The following is a 15,489-nucleotide window of genomic DNA, read 5'->3' as shown; positions in this document are numbered from 1 at the left end:
ACGGAAGGCCCGCCCCGAGAGGGGCGGGCCTTCCGCGTCGACGTCGTAACTGCGCGTTTCGACTCAGCGGTGCAGGTCGAAGCGGTCCAGCTCGGTGACCTTCGTCCAGGCATCCACGAAGTCGCGGACGAACTTCTCCGCCGCGTCGTCCGAGGCGTAGACCTCGGCGAGCGCGCGCAGTTCCGAGTTCGAGCCGAACAGGAGGTCGACGCGGGTGCCGACGCCGACCTTCTCTCCCGAGCCGTCCTTCGCCCCGGCGAAGGCGTGCGAGCCCGGGTCGAGGGGCTTCCACGTCGTGCCGAGGTCGAGGAGGTTCACGAAGAAGTCATTCGTGAGCACACCCGGCCGGTCGGTGAACACGCCGTAGGGCGAGCCGTCCCAGTTCGCGCCGAGGACACGGAGGCCTCCGACGAGCACCGTCATCTCGGGGGCGGTGAGGGTCAGCAGGTTCGCCTTGTCGATGAGGTGGTACTCCGCCGGCATCTCCGCGAGGGGGCCCTGGTAGTTGCGGAAGCCGTCGGCGATGGGCTCGAGGTAGCCGAACGACTCGACGTCGGTCTGCTCCTGCGAGGCATCCGTGCGGCCCGCGCGGAACGGGACCTCGATCGTCACGCCGGCATCCGCCGCCGCCTTCTCGACGCCCGCGTTGCCCGCGATGACGATGAGGTCGGCGAGCGAGACGGGCGTGCCCGCGGCGTCGAGGTCGGCCTTGATGCCGCCCAGAACCCCGAGGACCTTGTGGAGCTGGGCGGGGTTGTTGACCTCCCAGTCCTTCTGCGGAGCGAGACGGATGCGGGCGCCGTTGACGCCGCCGCGCTTGTCGCTGCCGCGGAACGAGGATGCCGCCGCCCACGTCGTCGAGACGAGCTCGGCGACGGTGAGGCCGGAGTCGAGGATGCGCTTCTTCGCCTCGGCGACGCCCGCGGCGTCGATGAGGTCTCCCTCGGGGGCGGGCACGGGGTCCTGCCAGAGGAGCGTCTCGGAGGGCACCTCGGAGCCGAGGTAGCGGGCCACCGGGCCCATGTCGCGGTGGGTCAGCTTGAACCACGCGCGCGCGAACGCGTCGGCGAAGGCCTTCGGGTCGTCCTTGAACTTCCGCGAGATCTTGTCGTACTCGGGGTCCATCCGCAGCGCCAGGTCGCTCGTGAGCATGCGCGGCTCGCGGCGGCCGTCGGAGTGGGCGAGCGGCACCATGTCGGCACCCTGACCACCCGTCGGACGCCACTGGTGGGCGCCGGCGGGGCTCTGGAAGAGCTCCCACTCGTAGGCGTAGAGGATGTGGAAGAACTCGTTGTCCCAGCGGGTCGGGTGGTAGGTCCAGGTGACCTCGAGCCCCGAGGTGATCTGGTCGTCGCCCTTGCCGGAGCCGTTGTTGTTCTTCCAGCCGAGGCCCTGCATCTCCAGGCCTGCGGCCTCGGGGTTGTCCTCGAGGTTCGAGTCGGGTGCGGCACCGTGTGTCTTGCCGAAGGTGTGACCGCCGGCGATGAGCGCGACCGTCTCCTCGTCGTTCATAGCCATGCGGCCGAACGTCTCACGGATGTCGCGCGCCGACGCGAGCGGGTCGGGGTGACCGGCCGGACCCTCGGGGTTCACGTAGATGAGGCCCATCTGCACGGCGGCGAGCGGGCGGTCGAGCTCGCGGTCGCCCTTGTAGCGCTCGTCGCCGAGCCACGTGGTCTCGGGGCCCCAGTACACGTCGTCGTCCGGCTCCCAGACATCCTGACGGCCCCCGGCGAAGCCGAAGGTCTCGAAGCCCATCGTCTCGAGCGCGACGTTACCGGCGAGGATCATGAGGTCGGCCCACGAGATCGACTGACCGTACTTCTTCTTGATCGGCCAGAGGATGCGGCGCGCCTTGTCGAGGCCGACGTTGTCGGGCCAGGAGTTCAGCGGGGCGAAGCGCTGCTGGCCCGCGCCACCGCCGCCGCGGCCGTCGGTCACGCGGTAGGTGCCCGCGGAGTGCCACGCCATGCGGATCATGAGAGGGCCGTAGTTGCCGAAGTCGGCGGGCCACCAGTCCTGGCTTGTGGTGAGGGTCTCGGCGATGTCTTTCTTGACAGCCGCGAGGTCGAGCGCCTCGAAGGCGGCCGCGTAGTCGAAGTCGGGGGCGAGGGGGTTCCGAGCCTCGGGGTTCTTCGCGAGGATCTTGAGGTTCAGCTGGTTCGGCCACCACACGCGGTTGGCCGAGCCCGAGGTGGGGTGCGGCTGCGCGTGGATGACGGGGCAGGTCGCGGCCTGCTCGGCCTCGGCCTCTGCGGTGTCGGTGACGGTGACCGACTGGTCGATGTCGGTGACGTCCTCTCCGATGCCGGCGGCGCTCGGGTCGTTCTCGGTCATGGTGTTCCTTCCTCCGGGTCGGATCGGGGTTCGGGTGTGGGTCGGGCTTCGGGTGTGAGGTGGGACGCGCGTGTCAGGCCGCGTCTGCGTCGGCCGCTTCGGCCGCGCAGTTGGGGCAGAGGCCCCAGTACGTGACTTCGGCGACCGCGACGGTGAAGCCGCGGACGTCGGACGGGTGGAGGCAGGGGGCCTCCCCCACGGCACAGTCGACGTCTTCGACGGCGCCGCACGACGTGCAGACGAGGTGGTGGTGATTGTCGCCGGTGCGCAGCTCGAACCGCATGGGCTGACCGGCCGGCTCGATGCGGCGGACGAGGCCCGCGCCCTCGAAGTCACCGAGCGCGTTGTAGACCGACTGCAGGCTCGTGCGCGGGAGATCGCCCGCGATCGCCGCGTGCACGGCGTCCGCGCTCGCGTGCGGGAGCGCGCGAAGCGCGTCGTAGACGGCCGTCCGCGGCTCGGTGACACGCAGTCCGGCGGCACGGAGCGCGTCGGCCGCGGAAGCGGCCGGGGCGGCGGCGACGGAGGGCGAGGTGGGCGCGGTCACGGCATCCACCCTACCGCCTACTTTTGATCACCTCAAAAGAACTCGGTCCCGGCGCCGGGGGTCGGCGTTCGGTTCGCAGGACGATCGCGCGTCGAGGCGGCTCCCCGGTCCCCGGGAGCCCCCGATCGACGGAGTCTCCTGCGAACCGGACGACGCCGCGCCGAGAACGTCCTCAGACCCGGAGAGTCTCGTGGCGCACGACGAGCCAGCCCTTCGGCACCGAGAGCCGGTCGGTGTGGATCGCGCACAGGTCGTGCGCGTGCGGGTCGCCGCCGGGGCCCAGCGGGCCGACGGCCGCCATCTGGTCGCCGTAGTCGAAGGTGAGCGTCGTCACCGCTTCGCGGGCACAGCCCACCTTGGAGCACAGTCTGGTTCGCATCGCGCTCCACGCTACGCCGCCGCTCGTCGGGTCCTCGGATGCCGCGCCGTCGCGGCGGCGGGTGGTCGGGACGGTGGGTGGTCGGGACGGCGGCGATGGCGCCGCGGCCGGTGCTGCGGCGGGTGAGGGCTCCGGGTGCGCGGCTCGGGTGTACCGGCGCTACTTTCCCGTTCGGGCGCCACAGTTTTCTGGCGCCCGAACACGAGACTGGCGCCGGAGGTTGTGGGCGCTCAGGAAAGTGGCGCCCGAACAGAGGCGCCCGAACAGAGAAGCGGCGCCCGAACGGCGACCTCGACACCACAGCGAACCGCGAACCGAGAACCGAGAACCGAGAACCAGGAGGACCCAGAACCGCGGAGACCTAGACTTGAGCCATGATCAGGCGGCGCCCCTCGAGCCGACCGGCGCGGCGCCCCGCCCGGCACGGCCGGCACGGGCGCGAGGGCCGGAGCCCCGTCGTACGCCCGCCGCTCCTGCCCCTCGAGTCGCGCGAGGAGAGGTTCGACTTCGCCGTCGGCACGGCCGCCGAGTTCCTGCGGAGCGCCTGGCCGGAGCTGCGCGAGGTGCGCTTCGAGGTCGGCTGGATGCCCCCGGCATCCGATGACGACGGCATCCCCCGCTGGAGCATCGACGTCGACCGCAAGCGCATCACCCTCTACCGCCTGCCGATCGAGCGGCTCGGCGAACTGCACCGCGACGACGATCTGCACCGGCGGATGGCGATCGAGGGGTGCGTCTTCCGCGCGGCGGCCGAATATCTCGACCGCGACCCGTGGGACCTCGGCCCCGACCGCTACCGCTCGTACTGATCGCCCGCACGTTATGACCGCTCCATCCGGCGGCCGGATTCAGCGCGGGTAGACCTCGATGGCGGATGCCGCGGCGTCGCCCGCCGGCACCGGGTAGCCCGCGAGGGCTCCGGTCCCGGCATACGAGATCGCCGCGAACACCCCGTCGCCGTTCGGCACGAGGCGGAGCACCGACCCCGCGTCGACCGCGACGCTCGCGCTCCGACCCGCCGGCACTGTCACGTCGCGGCTCGTTCCGCCGGGGGCGAGCACCGTCACGGTCTGGTCGGCATCGCCGGATGCCGCGAGGGTGAGCGTCGCCCCGGGTCCGTCGGCGACGGCGGCGAGCGTCTCCGCCGTGAGGCGCGGTGCGGGGGTGTACCAGGCGAAGTCGCTCCCGGCGCCGAACCCGGTCACGCTCCACACGGCGCCCGTGACCGGGGTGGTCGCGCGGATCGTGACGGTGTGCGTGCCGACAGCGAGCCCCGGCAGGTCGAGCTGCAACGGGATGCCGGCGGTCAGCGGCACGTCCTGCGACGCGCCGTCGGACGCGCCGTCCTTCGTCACGGTGACGGTCGCCGTGCCGTCGGATGCCGGGGCCAGCAGTCGCAGCGTCGTCGAGACCTCGCTGCTGCCGGACTCGCCGGGCGGCAGCGTGACAGCGACTCCGGGAATCACGATCTCGTCGGAGGGCGCGCCGACGGCGGCGCTCTGGTCGACGCCTCCGGGATCGAGCACGCGGGTGAGGCTCGACTGCAGGGAGGCGGCGACGGGGGTCTGCGCGGCCGTTACGCGGACGACGGGGTTCTCCTCGCCGAGGGCAAGCGCCGCGAGCGGGATGACGCGCTGCGTCCCCGCCGCCACGACGATGTCGGCGCCGGCGGCGGGGGCGGTCTCGCCGGTCGCTCCGAAGAGGGTCAGGGTGACGAGTGCGGGGACATCGCCGGGGTTGGACAGGACGACGAGGTCGGAGGCTCCGGTCGTCGCGGCCCCGGTCACGAGCCACGATTCCATCGCGGGCCGGCTGCAGGCGGAGGCCGCGAATCCGGCGAGGTCGGCGTCCGCGGCTCGCGCCGAGGACGCGGCGGCGACGTCGTTCGGTTCGTCGCCGTCGGGTGTCGCGACGCGGACGTCGGCCCCCGCGCCGTTCGTGACGTCGGGCGCGGTCAGCCGCCGCTCGGCGGGAGCCGATCCGTCGGCGCTCGCGGCGACGACGGCGGGCGCCGCGGCATCCTCGAGGGCGGCGGCACGGCCCGGGTCCCTGCCCGTTGCGAGCAGCGGACCGGCGCACGCGGCGACGGCGGGGGTGGCGGGCGGCTGCGCGAGCACGGAGATCGACTCGCGGGGGACGCCGGGAAGACCGACGACGGTGAGCGCGACGACGGCCGCTGCGGCGGTCGCGGCGGCGAGGCCGCCGACCGCCCAGCGCGCCGTGCGCGCGACGGAGGGGGTCATCGGTCCTCACCCCCGTCGGAGGCGGCGTCCGACCCGGGGTCGGTGTCCGCCCCGGGGTCGGCGTCCGCCCCCGCGTCGGGGCCGACTCCGGTGTCGGTTCCGGTCTCGGGCCCGACCGTCGCGTGCGCCGAGCCGGCATCGGCACCCGGCCCTGCCGCGACGACGAGGGTCCGCCGGCGCACCCGAGGACGCCCGACGACACGCGGACGTCGGCGCGCCTCTTCCAGGGAGCGGCGGGTCGGGATCGCGAGGAGGAGCGCGGCGAGCACGACGCCGATCTGGACGAGCGCGATGCGCCAGGCATCCGCACCGTCTGCGCTCGCGCGGGGCGTCACGTCGCCCGTGACGCGCCACAGCCGACCCTTGGCGGTGTCGCCGACGATCTCGAGGTCGGCACGCTGATCGAGGCTCGTCGCCGCCTCGAGCCGCACCGCGCGCGCGGCGTCGGTGTCCGCGCCCTCCGCGAGCAGGACGTAGGCCACGCCGTGGGCGGCGAGGTCGGCGACGGCCGGACCGTCGGGGTCGGCGACCAAGCGCGCAGCGAGGTCGGCGGTCTCCTGGTCGGCTGCGTCCGCCTCCGGGCGCGCGGACCGCAGGGTCGTCTGCCCGCCGAGCGAGGAGGTCGCGCCCCACACGACATCGGCGATGACGGAGCCCGGCGCGGTCGGCGCGAGGACGAAGGTGGCCGTCGAAAGGCCCCCGCGTCCCTCTGCCTCGACGTACGCGGGCAGGGTGCTCGTGGTGCCCTCCGTAATGGTCGCGGTGCCGCGCAGCGGTGCGGTCAGGCTCGGCACGGCACTCACGGCGAGGGCGATCATGACGACGGCCGAGACGGGGGCGGCGACACGCGCGCCGCGGCGCAGGCCCCCGGGGAGCGCGTCGATGGCGAGCGCGGCGGCGCACAGGGCGGCGATCCAGAAGAGGCTGAGCGCTGCGCCCGGCCACACGGTGATGACCTCGGGCCCCGACGTCGACAGCTGTGCGCCGATCGCCCCTACCGCCGTCGCGACGCCCGTGAGCCCCGCGACCGAGAGCACGAGAGCCGGCAGCGGCCGCGCGACGACGAGCGCCGCGAGCGCGAGCAGGAGGACGGGCGCGACGAGCAGGGGGGTCCATGCCGCGACGGATGCCGGGAGGAAGGCATCCCATCCGTCTCCTGTCGGGAAGCCGAGCGCCAGGAGCATCCGGCGCGCCATTCCCGTTCCGCCCGGGTCGCCGAGCGGGACGCCCGGGTCGGCGAGCAGCGCCCACGGATCGCCCGCGCGCACGCGCTCCCAGATGAGCGGCGCGAAGATCACGACGGTCGGCACGAGCAGCCAGATGATGCGCGACAGCCCCCGCGCACGCCCGGCCGACAGGACGAGCAGCAGCCCCACGACCCACACGACGGCGAGCGCCGGTGCGAGCGAGGGAGCACAAGCCACGACCACGACCGCGAGGATCGACGCCACGCCTGCGGCACTCCACGAACGGTGCGCGACGGCGCCGGTCCAGACGAGCCACGGCAGGACGAGGTGGGCAATGACGACCGTGGGACGACCACCGATGAGGGCGTCGAGGAGGCTCGGTGCGAGCGCCCATCCGACAGCGACGACGACGCGGACGATCGCTCGATCGCTGAATCGGGTCGCCGCGAACCAGCCGCCGAGCGCGGCAAGCGGCAATGCCAGCACCCAGAGGATCACGAGGACGCGCGAGGGGGTCGCCGGGGCGAGCGAGCCGAGCAGGGCGACGACCGCGCTGAAGGGGTCGGCCGGTCCGCTCGTCTGCCAGCCGAGTGGCCGCAGACCGAACGCCGCATCGGCCCAGAGGCCCGAGAGCCCCGCGCGCAAAGGGGCGAGGGCGCCGCCGCCGAGGACGGGCCAGGCGAGCAGCGAGAAGAAGGAGATCACCGACACGACGAGCGCCGCGAGGACCACCCACGCGCCCCCGCCGCTGAAGAAGTGCAGCTCGCCCCGTCCGGTGCCTGCGGGCAGGTCGTCGTCGAGCCGGTGGCGAAGCTCGCGCGAGGTGACGCGCAGCGGCGCGATCTGCGACCACGACGCGACACGATCGGTGCGGATGCCGCGGCGCGCCCGCGCGACCGCACCGGGCCGGACGAGCGCGGTGGTCGCCGCTCCCCACTCGGGGAGGATCCGCGACGGCTGCTTGCCGATAAGGGCGCCCAGTGTCCGCAGGAGCGCGAGCGGAAGCAGGCTCAGCGCGTGGAGCGGCACGGCGAACGGCGGGGCGTACGCGAGGCGGCGGTGCAGCTGCGCGGTGCGCTGCGCGTACGCGGTGCGAAGAGGAGCGACCTCGCGCGCCGACACGGCCACGACAGCCGCCGGCACGAGCACGATCCGTCCGCCGCGCAGGCGCGCGCGGATGCCGAGGTCGAGTCCCTCGTCGGCACCGGCGAGGGCGGGGTCGACGCCGCCGAGCTGCCGCCAGGCATCCGATCGGACGAGGATGCCGCGGACGTCCGAGCCGAGCACGTCCTCCCCGCCGTCGTGTTGCCCCTGATCGTGCTCGCCGTCGAACAGGCCGACGGTGCGGCCGAACCGCGTCATCGAAACGCCGAGCGAGACGATCCGGTCGCGCTCGTCGGAACGGACGAGCTTGGGCGCCGCGAACGCGACCGAGGGCGCCGCTTCGAGCGCGCCCGCGAGGCGCGCGAGCGCGTCGGGTGCGGGAACCGTGTCGTGCGTGAGCACCCAGACGGCGTCGCCGTCGAGTCGGTGGGACCCCAGCGCGAGGGCGCGGGCGAAGCTGGTGCCGCGGTCGGCGCTGATGACGCCTTCGGCGTGAGAGGCGCGGGCGACCTCCTGCACCCGGTTGTCGGCGTCGCAGAGGACGATCGTCAGTGTGTCGACGGGTCGCGTCTGCGCGCGGAGCGCGGTGAGCGTCCGTTGCAGGCGGATGTCGGCAGCCTCGCGCGCATCGGGGCGCACGACCAGCAGCGCGTGAACTCGGGCGGGCATGACCCCGTCAGCCTAAGCACGCCTTCCCGCCACGGCCGCATGCCGCGCCGCCGCGCCCACATCGCACCCTCCCGACCCAATGCTGATCGAGTGCCGCGGCGTCGCCGCGGTGTATCCAGACGCGGTGTATCCAGACGCGGTGTATCGAGACGCGGCGTATCGAGGTCAGGCGCGGCGCTTGAGCTTGCGGCGCTCGCGCTCGCTGAGGCCGCCCCAGATGCCGAAGCGCTCGTCGTTCTGCAGCGCGTACTCGAGGCATTCGGTGCGGACGTCGCACGTCGTGCAGATGCGCTTCGCATCGCGCGTCGATCCGCCCTTCTCGGGGAAGAACGCCTCGGGGTCGGTCTGTGCGCACAGCGCGTCGGCCTGCCAGGCGAGGGCGGTATCCTCGTCGCCGGTCGATGGACGCCGGACGCCGGGAACCCCGAGATTCACCGGATCGACGAACCAGTTCTCGGGAACTCCGGAACGGTAACCCGTCATATCGCTCTCCCCACTGGTTCCCCGCACGCGGTGCCGCGTGTTGGAGATAATTACACCGCTGTCATTCCCAGAGGTCAAGTCGCAGATCGTAAACCCTCAGGGCGTGATTGAACCTTCACCCGCGCCACGCCCGGCGTGTCGCGCCCATCGAGGAAGGTGCTTCAGCCCAGTCCGGCCTGCGCGAGGAACGCTTCGCCTGTCCCTGACATCTCCACGCCGGTCGCTCCCCCACCGACATACACGGCCTGCCCCGGCGCGAGCACCACGGCGTCGCGTCCCGGCTCCCGCTCCGCGACGGCGATCTCGCCGCGCGTCGCGAGGATGATCGCGGGGCCGCGCAGGTCCGCGGACACGGGCGACCCCGTCAGCTCCACCCGCGTCAGCACGAAGTCCTCGACGCCCGGGTCGTAGGTCACCGCGTGATCTCCCGAGACCACGGGCTCGACGACGGGCGCGCGGCCGGGCGTCGCGTCCACGATGCGCAGCAGCTCCGGCACGTCGACGTGCTTGGGCGTGAGACCACCGCGGAGCACGTTGTCGCTCGCGGCCATCAGCTCGACGCCGAGCCCGGACTGGTAGGCGTGCAGCACCCCCGCCGGAGCGAACAGCGCCTCGCCGCGCGTCAGCGTCACGAGGTTCATGAGGAGCGCGACGAAAAGCCCCGCATCGCCCGGGAAGTCGGATGCCGCGGCCCGCAGCACCGTGATCTCGTCGGCGAACGCGGCATCCGCCCCTACGGCGGCGGCATCCGCCCCTCCGGCGGCATCCAGCGCCGCCGTCAACTCGGCGACATCGTCGCCAGTGGCGTCGTTCAGCGCCCACGCGAGCGCCGCTCGCACGCCCCGCTCGGCGTCGTCGTCCGCAAGGAGCGCGTCGAGACGCGCGAGCGCGGGCGTGCCGCCGAGCGCCGCGAGCAGGCGCCGAGTCTCCGCCACGGGACGGATGCCGACGAGCGCGCGGAACTCGTCGCTCAGGGCGACGATGATCTCGGGCTTGTGGTTGTCGTCACGGTAGAGCCGGTCGGACGCGTCGCGCGGGACGCCGGCCGCCTCTTCGCGCGCGAAGCCCGCCACCGCCTCGGCCTTCGTCGGGTGTGCCTGGATCGACAACGACGATCCCGCCGCGAGGAGCTTCAGCAGGAAGGGCAGCGGGCGCTCCCCGGCGCGGGCGAGCGCGGCATCCAACCGCTCGTCGGTCCCGGTGACCCGCGACGGGTCGCCGGGGTGGTCGCCGTACCAGATCTCCGCCTCGGGGTCCCCCGTGGGCGTGCGGCCCTCGAGATCAGCGATGAAATCGGTGTGCCCCCACGAGTAGGGGCGGGGCGCATTGGAGATCGGGATCAGCACGCGATCAGCCTAGGCCGAGCCCATCCGCCCGCGACCGCGCGACACCGGGGATCACACACCCGCGGGCGGTAGCCTGAGGGGATCATGGCCGTGTACACCAACCATCCCGTCCAGGCGCCGCCGTCGGCGCCGGTGCGGGAGACGACGGGGCACCTGCTCCTGCGTGGCTGGTGCATCTTCGTCATCGCAGGTTCGGTCGCCGGGACGGCGTGGCTGCTCGCGATCGGAACGCTCGGCTCGGGCATCGTCGCCGCCGGTTCGGGTCTGGTCTCGATCGTCCTGTGGCTCTCGCTCCGCCCGGCCGTGCAGTGGCGGCGCCTGCCGTGGTTCGCGCTGCTCTACGTCGCGTGGGCGGTGCTCTCCCTCATCTGGTCGGCGTACCGCGAGGCGACGGCGCTGACGCTTCTCCTTCTTCTGTCCACGACCGTGCAGGCGATGTTCGTCGGGTCGGTGCTCACCTGGCGTGAGCTCATCCGCGCGATCGCGTCGGCGCTCAAGTGGATCCTGGGCCTGTCGATCCTCTTCGAGCTGTGGGCGTCGCTCATCTGGGGAGGCCCCGTCATGCCGGGGTTCACGCGTCCCGAGAAGGGCACCGACCCGATCGAGATGTGGAGTCGCGACAACCTGTTCGACGGCGGACGCATCCAGGGGATCTTCGGCAACTCCAACGCCCTCGCCTACGTGGCGCTGCTGGCCATGGTCGTCTTCGCCGTACGGTTCGCGTCGCGCGCGCCGCGCCGGGCGCTCCTCGTCGCCTGGTTCGCTCTCGCGGCGTTCCTCTTCGTGCGGGCAGGGTCCGCGACGGCCACCCTCGCGGCGGCCGGCGTCACCGTCGTGCTCGTCACGGTGCTGCTCATGCGCCGCACCCGTCACCCCGGCGAGAGATCGCGGTACTACCTTGCGTACGCCGTCGTCGCCGTCGGCGGACTCGCCGCGCTGTGGCTCTGGCGCGATGCGCTGTTCTCGGCGCTCGGCCGCTCGGCCGACCTGACCGGCCGCGAAGGCATCTGGGAGAAGGTCTGGCAGAAGGCCGTCGAGCATCCCGTGATCGGATGGGGATTCTCGACGCCATGGGTGCCGAGCGATCCGCACTTCGACGGGTGGATCGTCGACCACGGCCAGACCGTCATGCAGGCACACAACATGTGGCTGGATGCCTTCCTCCAGCTGGGGGTCGTCGGCCTCGTCCTCCTCTTTCTCGCCATGCTCGCGTTCGTCTGGCGGTCATGGTTCTTCGCGGTCGACCGCCCGCGCTGGGATCTCGTCGCGACGCGGCCCTACTCTCCCCTCACCCTCGTCCCGACTCTCGTCGGCGCGATCCTGCTCGTACAGGGCCTCGCCGAGTCGGGACCGCTGCTGGGGTGGGGCTGGTTCTTCCTCGTCATGCTCGCGTTCAAGATCAAGCAGGCGCCGCTGATCGGGCGCGGGCCCAGCGAGCAGCGGCTCACCGGCGAGCAGGGCGGCGCCGTCGCCGAGCGCGGACGATGACGCAGGATGCCGCGGGCCCGGCCTCCGCTCCGTCCGCGGCCGCTCGGCTTCTCGCGTCTGCCGATTTCGCGCGAGCCTTCACCGTCGCCGCGTTCGCGATGCTCGTGGGGGCGCACTTCGTCGTCGCCGTCTCCGGCGTCGTCGTCGCGCGCACGATCGTCGCCGGACTGTGCGTGGTCGCCGTCGCGATCCTCTGGGTACGGCGCGCCGAGATCTCGCTTCTGCGGCTCGTGCCGACGACGCTGACCCTCCTCGTCCTGTGGGCGTTCGCGAGCGTCTTCTGGAGCACCGACCCGCTCGGGAGCTTCGCCCGGTGGCTCGGGATGGCCGCCGTCGCGCTCCTCGCCGTCACGATCGGGCATGTCCGCGACACGCTCCAGACCGTTCGGGCGCTCGGCGATGTCCTGCGGGTGGCGCTCACCCTGTCGCTCATCCTCGAGGTGCTGAGCGGCGTCATCTTCGACGTCCCGTTCCGCTTCCTCGGCATCCAGGGCAATCTCGCGTCCTTCGGGCCGATCCAGGGGATCTTCGGCACGCGCAATGTGCTCGGGTTCGTCGCCGTCGTCGCTCTCATCACGTTCGCCGTCGAGCGGGGAGCGCACTCCCTGCGACCGGGGCTCTCGGTCTACTCGCTGTCCCTCGCGACGGGACTCGCGCTGCTGTCGGCCTCCCCCACCGTGCTGATCTTGTTGATCACGGTGGGGGCGGCAACCGGCATCCTCGCCATCGTCCGAGCCGCTCCGGCTGCGCGTCGGCCCCTCACCCAGGCCGTCCTGGCAGGGGTCGTGGTGGTCGTCGCGGTTGCCGCCTACGTGCAGCGGGAACGGATCATCGACCTGCTGGGGGCGGCCGACGATCTCCGCATGCGAACGAACCTCTGGACCCTCTCCGCGTACTTCGCGGCGCGTCAGCCCGTGCAGGGGTGGGGATGGTTCGGGCCGTGGGACGTCAACGAGATCCCGTTCGCGCGCATCAACGACCTCCTCGACCAGCAGCACACGACGGCGCTCAACGCGTACGTCGACATCCATCTGCAGCTCGGGTGGGTCGGCGTGCTGCTGCTGTGCGCGATGGGTGGCATCGCGCTGGTCCGCTCGTGGGTGGATGCCAGCGAGCGCCGCTCGATCGTGTACGCGTGGACGCCGCTCATGCTCGTCGCCCTCGCGGTCACCAGCATGTTCGAGTCGCTGGCGCTCTTCGGGCTCGGGTGGATGCTCCTCGTCCTGTGCGCCGTCCGCGCCGGACAGTCGCGCGGATGGCGCGAGCGTTTGGGCGCCGCAACGCCGACGGGGACGGTTCCGACACTGCCTGAGAGGTAGCCCGGGGTAGAATCGGCAGGTCATGACGCTCTCCTCTTCGCCGCACTCCGCTCGGAGCTCTTCCCCGGAATCGACGCCGGAAGACTCGTCGTCCGCGGAGACTCCGCAGGGTGCCCCACCGTTCGATCCCGCCACCGCGACGATCGCCGTCGTGACCTTCAACCGGTCGGCGCTCCTCACCCGACTGCTCGATTCGATCGTCGCCATGGACCCGAAGCCCGGGCATCTCGTCATCGTCGACAACGCCTCGACCGACGACACCACCGAGGTCGTCGAGTCGTACCGAGAGCGCATCGGTACGACGCTCGTCTACCAGCGTCTCGATACGAACACCGGCGGCTCCGGCGGGTTCAGCGAGGGTATGCGCATCGCCTACGAGCTCGGATCCACCTGGATCTGGGTCATGGACGACGACGTCGAGGTCATGCCCGACGGGCTCGCGAAGATGGGCGCGTGGGCACCGCGGTTCAAGTCGATCCAGGGGCGCCGCTACGACTTCGACGGCAGCGAGTTCTACTGGCAGTACCGCATCGCGGAGCCGCTCGGCATCCCCATTCCCTTCGCTCCTTCCGGCTTCGACGCGTCGGGGTACAAGGAGATGAACTCGGGATGCTTCGAGGGCATGTTCATCCACCGCGACATCGTCGGACAGATCGGTCTGCCCGACCCCCGGTTCTTCATCTACTGGGATGACCAGACCTACGGCTGGCTCGCGTCGCGCGTGACCACCTCGGTCATCGTCAACGAGTTCGTCCTGCGCCGCACGCGCGAGATCAAGCAGTGGGACATGGGCATCCGGCACATGAATGCCTCATCGGATGCCTACCGCTACTACATCATGCGCAACCGCGCGCTCATCAAGCAGTACTACCGCGCGCTCGGCGTCTACCACCCCGCTGCGTTCGGCCTGGGCACGGCGCTGACCTTCGGCAAGGAGCTCATCCGTCTCGCGTTCGTCGAGCGGAAGCTCTCCGGCACGTCGCACCTGTTCCGCGGGCTCCGCGACGGGCGCGCCATCGCACGCGACCGCGACTGGGAGCCGATGCCGGCCCTCGTTCAGGGCTGAGGCCGCCGATGAGGCTCTCGGTCATCGGTTGCGGGTATCTGGGCGCCGTGCACGCTGCGGCGATGGCGTCGATTGGGCACGAGGTCGTCGGCATCGATGTCGACGCGCGCAAGATCAGTGCGCTCTCGCGTGGTGACGCGCCGTTCTATGAGCCTGGCCTGCCCGAGATCCTCACGGCGGGGCTCGCGACGGGCCGCTTGTCGTTCACGACGGATATGTCCCAGGCATCCGGAGCGAAGGTGCACTTCATCGGTGTCGGCACGCCGCAACAGAAGGACGGGTACGCCGCAGACCTCACCTATGTCAACGCCGCCGTCGACGGGCTCCTGCCGTACTTGTCTCCCGGCGACGTCGTCGCGGGGAAGTCCACCGTCCCCGTGGGGACCGCCGCCGAGCTGTCGCCCCGCGTCGCGGCGACCGGCGCGGCGCTCGCCTGGAACCCGGAATTCCTGCGGGAAGGGTTCGCCGTGAAGGACACGATCGACCCCGACCGGCTCGTCGTCGGAGTGGCGCCAGGCGATGACACCTCCGCCGATGTCCTGCGGGAGGTGTATGCCCCGGCGGTCGCGAAGGGCACCCCCTTCCTCGTCACCGACCTCGCCACCGCCGAGCTCGTCAAAGTCGCCGCGAACGCGTTCCTGGCCACCAAAATCAGCTTCATCAACGCGATGGCCGAGATCGCCGAAGTCACCGGAGCCGACGTCACCCAGCTCGCCGACGCGATCGGGCACGACGTCCGCATCGGACGGCGCTTCCTCGGCGCCGGGATCGGCTTCGGCGGAGGATGCCTCCCCAAAGACATCCGTGCCTTCTCCGCCCGCGCCGAAGAGCTCGGCCGCGGCGAATCGGTCGCGTTCCTGCGCGAAGTCGACGAGATCAACCTCCGCCGCCGCGACCGCGCCATCCAACTCGTCGTCGACGGACTCGACGGATCGGTGTTCGAAAAGAAGATCGCCGTCCTCGGCGCCGCGTTCAAGCCCTACAGCGACGACATCCGCGACTCCCCCGCCCTCGACGTCGCCGTACGCCTGCACGGGCTCGGCGCGAACGTCGTCGTCACCGACCCCGAAGCCATCGACAACGCCCGCCGCGTCCACCCGCAACTGACCTACAACCCGTCCCGCGACGACACCATCCGCGGCGCGGATGCCATCATCCTCGTCACCGAATGGGACGAGTACCGCCGCGACCTCACCCCCGACCACGCCTCCACCCTCACCGACGGACGCGTCATCATCGACGGACGCAACGGCCTCGACGCCACCGCCTGGCGCAACGCCGGCTGGGACTACTACGGCATGGGACGCCCCTGACCCGCTGA

The 15,489-nt window shown here is 71.9% G+C and carries 12 protein-coding genes; 5 read left to right on the top strand and 7 right to left on the bottom strand.

Features of this window, described 5'->3' with window-relative positions:
• Positions 1-63: 63 nt before the first annotated feature.
• From katG to ACRVYW_RS05100, 3 genes are all read right to left on the bottom strand, one after another.
• Entirely contained in the window at positions 64-2,337 is a 2,274-nt protein-coding gene (gene katG / locus ACRVYW_RS05110) for a catalase/peroxidase HPI (protein WP_431802334.1), read from the bottom strand.
• 73 nt (positions 2,338-2,410) lie between these two features.
• Entirely contained in the window at positions 2,411-2,884 is a 474-nt protein-coding gene (locus ACRVYW_RS05105) for a Fur family transcriptional regulator (RefSeq protein WP_431802332.1), read from the bottom strand.
• A gap of 172 nt (positions 2,885-3,056) precedes the next feature.
• Entirely contained in the window at positions 3,057-3,263 is a 207-nt protein-coding gene (locus ACRVYW_RS05100; RefSeq protein WP_431802330.1) for a DUF3499 family protein, read from the bottom strand.
• 374 nt (positions 3,264-3,637) lie between these two features.
• On the opposite strand from ACRVYW_RS05100, the gene ACRVYW_RS05095 reads away from it, so the two are divergent.
• Positions 3,638-4,072: a metallopeptidase family protein gene (locus ACRVYW_RS05095; protein WP_431802328.1), complete on the top strand. Its 435-nt coding sequence runs from the start codon at positions 3,638-3,640 to the stop codon at positions 4,070-4,072.
• A gap of 39 nt (positions 4,073-4,111) precedes the next feature.
• Here the strand turns inward: ACRVYW_RS05095 and ACRVYW_RS05090 are convergent, their stop codons facing one another.
• The 4 genes from ACRVYW_RS05090 to manA all read right to left on the bottom strand — a co-directional run bounded on the left by ACRVYW_RS05090 (position 4,112) and on the right by manA (position 10,295).
• Positions 4,112-5,506 carry a DUF5719 family protein gene (locus ACRVYW_RS05090; RefSeq protein ID WP_431802326.1) on the bottom strand — a complete coding sequence of 465 codons (1,395 nt, stop codon included), beginning with the start codon at positions 5,504-5,506 and terminating at the stop codon, positions 4,112-4,114.
• The gene (locus ACRVYW_RS05085) at positions 5,503-8,466 is read right to left on the bottom strand and encodes a glycosyltransferase (protein WP_431802324.1); all 2,964 of its coding nucleotides are present in this window, start codon (positions 8,464-8,466) and stop codon (positions 5,503-5,505) included. Before ACRVYW_RS05085 ends, ACRVYW_RS05090 begins: the two co-directional genes overlap by 4 nt.
• Positions 8,467-8,631: 165 nt before the next feature.
• Positions 8,632-8,949, bottom strand: coding sequence for a WhiB family transcriptional regulator (locus tag ACRVYW_RS05080; RefSeq protein WP_431802322.1), 318 nt, complete (start codon positions 8,947-8,949; stop codon positions 8,632-8,634).
• Positions 8,950-9,110: 161 nt separating this feature from the next.
• A complete protein-coding gene (gene manA, locus ACRVYW_RS05075) occupies positions 9,111-10,295 on the bottom strand; it encodes a mannose-6-phosphate isomerase, class I (protein ID WP_431802320.1) in 1,185 nt (394 codons plus the stop codon).
• A gap of 84 nt (positions 10,296-10,379) precedes the next feature.
• Here manA and ACRVYW_RS05070 point away from each other — a divergent pair, with 84 nt between their 5' ends.
• The 4 genes from ACRVYW_RS05070 to ACRVYW_RS05055 are packed head-to-tail and all read left to right on the top strand — an operon-like array spanning position 10,380 to position 15,481.
• Positions 10,380-11,783 carry an O-antigen ligase family protein gene (locus tag ACRVYW_RS05070; protein WP_431802318.1) on the top strand — a complete coding sequence of 468 codons (1,404 nt, stop codon included), beginning with the start codon at positions 10,380-10,382 and terminating at the stop codon, positions 11,781-11,783.
• On the top strand, positions 11,780-13,102 hold the full coding sequence (locus ACRVYW_RS05065) for an O-antigen ligase family protein (RefSeq protein ID WP_431802316.1): 1,323 nt from the start codon (positions 11,780-11,782) through the stop codon (positions 13,100-13,102). The genes ACRVYW_RS05070 and ACRVYW_RS05065 overlap by 4 nt, the downstream gene beginning before the upstream one ends.
• Before the next feature lie 22 nt (positions 13,103-13,124).
• Positions 13,125-14,168 carry a glycosyltransferase gene (locus tag ACRVYW_RS05060; RefSeq protein WP_431802315.1) on the top strand — a complete coding sequence of 348 codons (1,044 nt, stop codon included), beginning with the start codon at positions 13,125-13,127 and terminating at the stop codon, positions 14,166-14,168.
• Between the two features lie 8 nt (positions 14,169-14,176).
• Positions 14,177-15,481, top strand: a complete 1,305-nt coding sequence (locus ACRVYW_RS05055; protein WP_431802312.1) for a UDP-glucose dehydrogenase family protein — start codon at positions 14,177-14,179, stop codon at positions 15,479-15,481.
• Positions 15,482-15,489: the final 8 nt, after the last annotated feature.

This window comes from Microbacterium sp. bgisy203 (assembly GCF_965345155.1).
GTDB lineage: Bacteria > Actinomycetota > Actinomycetes > Actinomycetales > Microbacteriaceae > Microbacterium.
Note: the sequence above shows the minus strand (reverse complement) of the source record. Positions and strands in the feature narration are given on the sequence as shown.